The organism is Runella sp. (assembly GCF_027484545.1).
Taxonomy (GTDB): Bacteria; Bacteroidota; Bacteroidia; order Cytophagales; family Spirosomataceae; genus Runella.
This window is the reverse complement of the sequence record NZ_JAIXST010000200.1, coordinates 20146-27177: the sequence shown is the minus strand read 5'-3', so window position 1 is coordinate 27177 and position 7032 is coordinate 20146. Positions and strand designations below refer to the sequence as shown.

The window sequence follows — 7032 nt, the reverse complement described above, 5'->3', positions numbered from 1 at the left end:
CCGATAGGACGTGATAACAGCTTCCGTCCCGGCGAGGGTCGTCCAACTCAAAGAAAAATTCAGCTACATTCATTTCCCAAAGGTCGGGCTAACTTACCACTTCATGCAATTGCCCTAGGGTTTTGCAGAGCAAATGTCATTTTCGAGGCAGATTTTTACGTCGCGTCGGGAAGTATAGACATAGACTACTTCTTGTTCGGGAATGATGTTCCAAATTACTTTTAGCGGAACGCCGCCCGCACCCGCTTTAAAATATTCAGTGATTTTCTTTTCCAATGGGAATATTAGGTCACCGTTGGAGGTAATTTCAATGATAAATTCCGGAATGATAACTGTTCCATTTCTACTTTTTTGAATTTGTTCACGAGTGAAATAAGCAATATCGGGCCGCAGGACAGTATTATCTGTCAAAATCACTTCCTGTTCTGCAACCAACATGCCGTTTTCCCAATAGCCTTTACTAATGAAAAGCCGAGTTAACAATTCGTAGATATAAAGTTGTTCTTTTTTCATTTTTTTGTAAAAATAGAGACTACCCCCGCCGCCAATTATCCAGCACCACTGCCGCTGCAATTCCCACGTTCAATGACTCCGCACCACCAAAGCGGGGGATGGTGATTTTTTGAGTGATGAAGGTTTCCACGGAGGGGCTGATGCCGTTGGATTCGTTGCCCATCACGATATAACCCGCTTCGGCAAAGGTGGTTTGGTGGATGTTTTTACCTTCCAAAAAGGTGCCGTAAATACGTGTTCCCTGTTCCGTAGTCCTTACTTTTTCCAAATACATATCCAATTCTACATAATACCCTCGCACTCGTGTAAAGGAGCCTTTGCTTACGGCAATGACTTTGGGGTTGTACCAGTCGGTGGTGGTGAGGGAACAGATGATTTTGGTGATGCCGTACCAATCGGCAATGCGGATGATGGTGCCGAGGTTGCCGGGGTCGCGGATGTCGTCCAACACCAAGACGTATTCCTGCTTTTCGGCATACAAAAAATCGTTGGGTTTCGTTTTTACTACGGCCAAAGCCGCGTCGTTGGTTTGGAGGGTTCCCACGCGGCTGAGTTCGTCGGGCGTAGCGATTTCGACGCGGAAAGGTTGTTTATCAAACTTTTGGGTATTTTCTTTGTAAAATGCGTCAGTGGCCACGAGCATTTCAATCTCGAAATCGGAAGCGAGTAATTCCACCACGCTTTTGGCTCCTTCGACCAAAAACGAGCCGTGTTCCTGACGGTATTTTTTAAGTTGCAGCGAGTTGAGGTATTTTACTACGTTTTTAGAAAGCATATTTTAATGATTGATACAGAACTGCGTGTTTTTGAGCGAATGTTTAATGAGTTAGGTGAAATTAGGAGCAAACTAATTCATAGTTTATCATTTATCATTCTATATTTTATTTTGTTCCTTCTCGGTGCCTGCACTCCCAAAAGTACGCTCAAAAAAGACGAATACTTACTCGGAAACCAAATTTTTCGGGGAAATAAAGTCGTAAAAACGGAAGATTTGGAGCCACTTTTGCCCCAACGGCCTAATAAAAGAATTTTTGGAATCCCTGGCGCAACGGTTTCTCTTTGGCTTTATCAAGGCTGGGATAAAAATTACGACCGTGAGCCGCAACGGATAAAATTGGACTCCGTTAATCGGTATTATGAACAGCAGTTTGAATTATACGCCAACGATTCCCGAAAACTTTCTCGACTTCGTCGTAAATACAACCGTATTTCCAACAAATACCGAGAGCGTGTAGAGGGCGGGAATTGGGGAATGCGTACCTTGGGTGAGCCGCCCGTTTATTTTTCAGAAAAAGATACCAAGAATAATGTTATTAAAATAAAGAACTATCTGGTCAATCAGGGCTACCGCGATGCGGGGGTCACTTTCAATACCGATACGATTTTAGGCCGAATCCGCACCACCTATACGCTGATGGAAGGCATACCGCATCGGTTGCGGGAAGTGGATATTTTGACGCACAAAGATAAGGACATAGATACTTTGCTGAAAAAAACACAGTCAGAGACCTTCCTCAAACTGGGGAATAATTACCGCAACAGCGACATCATCAGCGAGAGTGTGCGAATCGAAAAACTCATGCGTGAGAACGGCTATTTTGGTTTTGACCGCAACTACCTGCGGCCGGTTCAAAATGCACTGGGAAGACGCAACGGCGGGTTTTTGGTCGATACCACCAAACGTGACCCCGCTACCGACTCTATTTATCACATTGTGGATGTGAAGGGTTTGCAGGTCAACTACCCCCGCAACCAGACCTCGCACACCCGTTATCGGTACAGTACAGTAGGTTTCCGGGTGGAAAGCCTACCCAATGAGGTTCAGGGAGCGAGTGATACGACTTGGTACAAGGGGGTAACCTATTCGTTTACGCCCAAACATTATTATTCTCCCCGGGTATTGGACAGTAAGATTTTGTTTCGTCCTACCGACCTCTATCGGCAAACGGATTGGGACGAAACGTATCGACAGTTGAGCGTTTTGGATCAGTTTCAGTTCATCAATATCGAAACAGATACCACCGACGGTTACATCAGAGCGTTGGTTCGGGTGATTCCGCAGGATAAGTACCAAGTTACGGGCGAAAGCGGAGTGAATGTGATACAAAACCTGCCTGGGCCGTTTTTGAACGGTACGTTTCGGGTGCGGAATATCTTTGGGCGGCTCGAAAACTTTGAAGTTTCGGCGCGGGGAGCCGTTGATGCCAACTTTGGCCTGAAAAGTTCAAACTTGGTGAGAACGCTCGAAATGGGTATCAATACGGCCTTGATTTTTCCGCGAATTTTATTTCCCGGCCGAATTGCGGCTAATCTTAATCGAAAGACGCCCCGCAGCATTGTAAGTTTGGGGTACAATTACACCAACCGCGATTTTTTGGGCGCTGACCCGGACTTTATTCGGAGCGGTTTTCAGGCAAGTTTGCGCTATAATTGGAAAAAAAGCGACTTTGAATACCTGAGCTTTACGGCCTTTGATTTTAGTGTGTTGCAAAGCCAACAAAGTGAAAAGTTTTCTTATCTGTTGGATTCGCTCTATAATTACGGAGGAAATCCGCTCAAATTCAGCTTCCAATCGGCGGTAATTTCGAGCTTGAGTTTTTCGTATATTTTCAATAACAATCTGATTGGGCAAAATCGGAATGCTCATTATTTGCGATTGTTTGCAGAGTCCGGCGGGACATCGCTCAATTTTCTACGTCAGCAAAAACTGCCATTGGTTTTGGATGGGTTTCAATTGTATAAATTCCTGAAAGGCAATGCTGAGTATCGAAAATACCATCCCCTTGGCCCAAAGAGTACATTGGTGTATCGGGCGAACTTTGGATTGATTTTCAACTACAATAATCGCCGCGTAGCTCCCTATGAAAAATCGCTGACGGGCGGAGGAAGCAACAGCCTACGGGCGTGGCCACCCCGACGATTGGGGTTGGGTTCGGCCTATCCCAACGTAGATTTACAGACGGGCAGCCCGATTTTCAGAAATGGAGAAACCACCACTTTGCAACCTGGTGTGAGCCAATACAGTGGCTATGATTACCGTTTTGAACAACTCGGCGACGTGCTCATGGAAACTAACTTAGAGTTGCGCGGACATCTGTTCCGATTTGTGGGAGATATTAATTATGCCCTGTTTATAGATGTGGGGAATGTGTGGCGTTTGCGGTTGGATAAATCGACCACTCCCAACCAAAACATTATGAATGGAGTCTTTGATTTCAGTCGTTTTTACAAGGAATTCGCCGTAGGAACCGGTGCCGGCTTACGCTACGACATGTCGTATTTCATTTTTCGTCTTGATGTGGGTATCAAAGTGTACGACCCAAGTCGGAAATTTCAAGTGAAAGATGCGTTTGGTCAAACAACGACCGTAGATGAGCGCTATCTGCTGCCTCGCTTTTCATTCCGTCGCTCAAGTCCCAATTACCCCGTTTTCAACATTGGAATTGGGTATCCTTTTTAGGCAAAGGTTTTTCACTGCCAGCTAAATTGTAAAAAAAAATCCCCCGCAGATGGGCACAGATTTAGTTTCGCAGAAATAAGCAGATTAAAAAATTACCGAAATCTGCATATTGGAATTAGCGACTATCTGCGGGAAATAAAATTAATAGTACATTACAGTTCAAACTTAATCCCCTGCGCCAATGGCAACGTAGTGCCGTAGTTGATGGTATTGGTTTGCCGACGCATGTAGGCTTTCCACGCGTCGGAGCCGGATTCACGACCGCCACCGGTTTCTTTTTCGCCGCCAAACGCCCCGCCAATTTCCGCCCCGGAAGTTCCGATATTGACATTGGCAATGCCGCAATCCGAGCCGACCTGGCTCAAAAACTGTTCGGCTTCGCGAAGGTTGAGCGTAAAAATAGCCGAAGAAAGCCCTTGAGGTACACCGTTTTGTAAAGCAATGGCTTCGTCGAGGGTATTGTATTTGATAAGATACAAAATCGGCGCGAACGTCTCATGCTGTACAATCGGCCAGTGGTTTTCTACTTCTGCAATACAGGGTTTTACGTAACAGCCTGAACTGAAAGTATCGCCGGTCAATACGTCCGGTTCCACCACAAAAGTGCCGCCTGATGTGCGAATTTCTTTTACGGCCGTCTGATAATTGCCTACGGCCAACTCGTCTATCAACGGTCCAACGTGGTTATTAGCGTCGAGAGGATTTCCGATGCGGAGCTGCCCGTAGGCTTTGACCAACTGACGTTTTACTTCTTCATAAGTACTTTCGTGAATAATCAATCGACGAGTGCTGGTACAGCGCTGTCCTGCCGTGCCCACTGCTCCGAAAACAATGGCCGGAATAGCCAACGGTAAATCAGCGTGTTGGGAAATAATGATGGCGTTGTTTCCGCCCAATTCCAACAAACTGCGCCCCAAACGCGCCCCTACAGCTTGCCCGACAGCTTTGCCCATGCAAGTACTGCCCGTGGCCGAAACCAACGGAACATTTGGGTCGTTGGCCAACCATTCGCCTACTTCACGTCCTCCGATGATTAAGCTCGAAACTCCTTCGGGAACATCGTTGGTTTTCAATACGTCCTGAATAATATGTTGGCAGGCAATGGCCGTCAAAGGTGTTTTTTCGGAAGGTTTCCACACGCACATATCGCCGCAAACCCACGCAAGCATCGAGTTCCATGACCAAACGGCAACGGGAAAATTGAAAGCGGAGATAATGCCGACGATACCGATGGGATGCCATTGTTCGTACATGCGGTGCGCAGGACGCTCGCTGTGCATGCTCAGGCCATACAATTGGCGCGAAAGCCCCACGGCAAAATCACAGATATCAATGATTTCCTGCACTTCGCCCATGCCTTCCTGTAGGCTTTTGCCCATTTCATAGCTGACCAAAGTACCGAGTTCGGTTTTGTACTTACGAAACTGATCCGCCATCTGTCGGACAATATCGCCGCGTTTTGGGGCGGGAACAAAACGCCATGTTTTGAAGGCTTCCTGCGCCTGACCGATGACGGTATCGTAATCTTGGCGGGAAGCAGCGTTTACTTTTCCAATGAGTTGACCGTCAACGGGAGAAAAAGAGGAAAGTTCCTCGCCCTGACCTTCCCAAGAAGCCAAACCGGTGCTGATTCCGTGGTTAGAAATTTGAAGATGAAGTGCCTTTAAAATGTCCTGCATTTGTAGTGTTGATTTTTGGAATGACGATGAATTTGGGGGCAAAGTTACGACAAAAACCACCGTAGCCATTCTCACATCACCAAAAACACAACGGCTCCGGCTACGTAACCAAGTAAGGCCAAAAGACTGATGCGTTTGAGGTACCAGAAAAAACTGATTCGCTCCATGCCCATGACGGCAACTCCCGCCGCCGAACCAATAATTAACATACTTCCGCCCGTTCCGGCACAATAGGCCAAAAACTCCCAGATACGATTGTCTTGCGGATAGGTGGCCAAGTCGTACATACCCATCGAAGCCGCCACGAGCGGTACATTATCAATGACTGCGGAGGCAATGCCGATGATAAAAACGATGGCATCCAAGTTGCCGATGGTGTCGTTCATCCATCCTGCCAAATTGCTGAGCGTATGGGTGACTTCAAGCACGCCGATAGCGAGTAAAATACCCATAAAAAACAGAATGCTGCTCGTGTCTATTTTGCTGAGTGCGTAGCTGGCCGTAAACGGTTTTCGGTCTTCTTCATCTTTTTGGGCGTGAAGGATTTCCGAAACAGCCCAAACCACGCCTAAAGCCAACAAAATCCCCATGTAGGGAGGGAGATGGGTAATGGTCTTAAAGACGGGTACAAACAGCAGCATTCCCAACCCGACCGTAAACATACTATTACGTTCAAAGGCCGGTACCACTTCAGTGGAAGAATTTTTGGAAGCTTTAGGCGGCTGAATTGGACCTTTTAATTTGAAAGAAAGATAAATCAAGGGCACAATCAGTGAAACAAGAGCGGGGATAAACAACATCTTCATGATATTGATAGCCGAGATTTGCCCACCAATCCACAGCATGGTGGTGGTTACATCCCCCAGTGGTGACCATACGCCGCCTGCGTTGGCAGCTATAATGACAATGCCCGCAAAAAAACGCCGCATCTCGTCGTCACGAATGATTTTGCGTAACAATGATACCATCACAATGGCGGTGGTAAGGTTGTCGAGAACCGCTGAAAGAAAAAAGGTAAAAAGGCTGATAATCCAAAGTAAGAGGCGGGTGTCTTTGGTATGAATACGTTCCGTAATTACACCAAAGCCTTGATGAGCGTCAATTAATTCGACAATTGTCATGGCACCGAGCAGGAAAAAGGCAATCTCGGCAATGCCTGCTAAATGATGGGAAAGTTCTTCAACAACGAGGTGATTGTCAGAACTGCTAATGGCGTAAAGCGACCAGCAAACAACACCTGTGAGAAGTGCCGTTGCGGTTTTATTGATACGTACGGTGTGTTCGAGAGTGATGAGCAGGTAGCCAATAATAAAAACAGAAATAAGAGCAGTAATCATAAAAATGAGGTTAGCTGACTCCAAATATAACAGGATAATGGGT

Annotated in this window: 5 protein-coding genes; 1 reads left to right on the top strand and 4 read right to left on the bottom strand. The window is 46.5% G+C overall.

The features are described 5' to 3' along the window. Positions 1-114: 114 nt before the first annotated feature. Together Q0081_RS18875 and Q0081_RS18870 are read right to left on the bottom strand one after the other, a co-directional pair. Complete coding sequence (locus Q0081_RS18875) at positions 115-513, bottom strand: Uma2 family endonuclease (protein WP_298356835.1); 399 nt, start codon at positions 511-513, stop codon at positions 115-117. 19 nt (positions 514-532) lie between these two features. Beyond that, entirely contained in the window at positions 533-1288 is a 756-nt protein-coding gene (locus Q0081_RS18870) for an RNA methyltransferase (protein ID WP_298356832.1), read from the bottom strand. A gap of 6 nt (positions 1289-1294) precedes the next feature. Between Q0081_RS18870 and Q0081_RS18865 the strand changes: the two genes are divergently transcribed. Next, complete coding sequence (locus Q0081_RS18865; RefSeq protein WP_298356828.1) at positions 1295-3973, top strand: hypothetical protein; 2679 nt, start codon at positions 1295-1297, stop codon at positions 3971-3973. A gap of 152 nt (positions 3974-4125) precedes the next feature. Here Q0081_RS18865 and Q0081_RS18860 read toward each other — a convergent pair whose 3' ends face one another. Both Q0081_RS18860 and nhaD read right to left on the bottom strand, forming a co-directional pair. Further along, the gene (locus tag Q0081_RS18860) at positions 4126-5652 is read right to left on the bottom strand and encodes an aldehyde dehydrogenase family protein (protein WP_298356825.1); all 1527 of its coding nucleotides are present in this window, start codon (positions 5650-5652) and stop codon (positions 4126-4128) included. 71 nt (positions 5653-5723) lie between these two features. Continuing rightward, the gene (nhaD, locus tag Q0081_RS18855; RefSeq protein WP_298356822.1) at positions 5724-6989 is read right to left on the bottom strand and encodes a sodium:proton antiporter NhaD; all 1266 of its coding nucleotides are present in this window, start codon (positions 6987-6989) and stop codon (positions 5724-5726) included. Positions 6990-7032 lie beyond the last annotated feature (43 nt).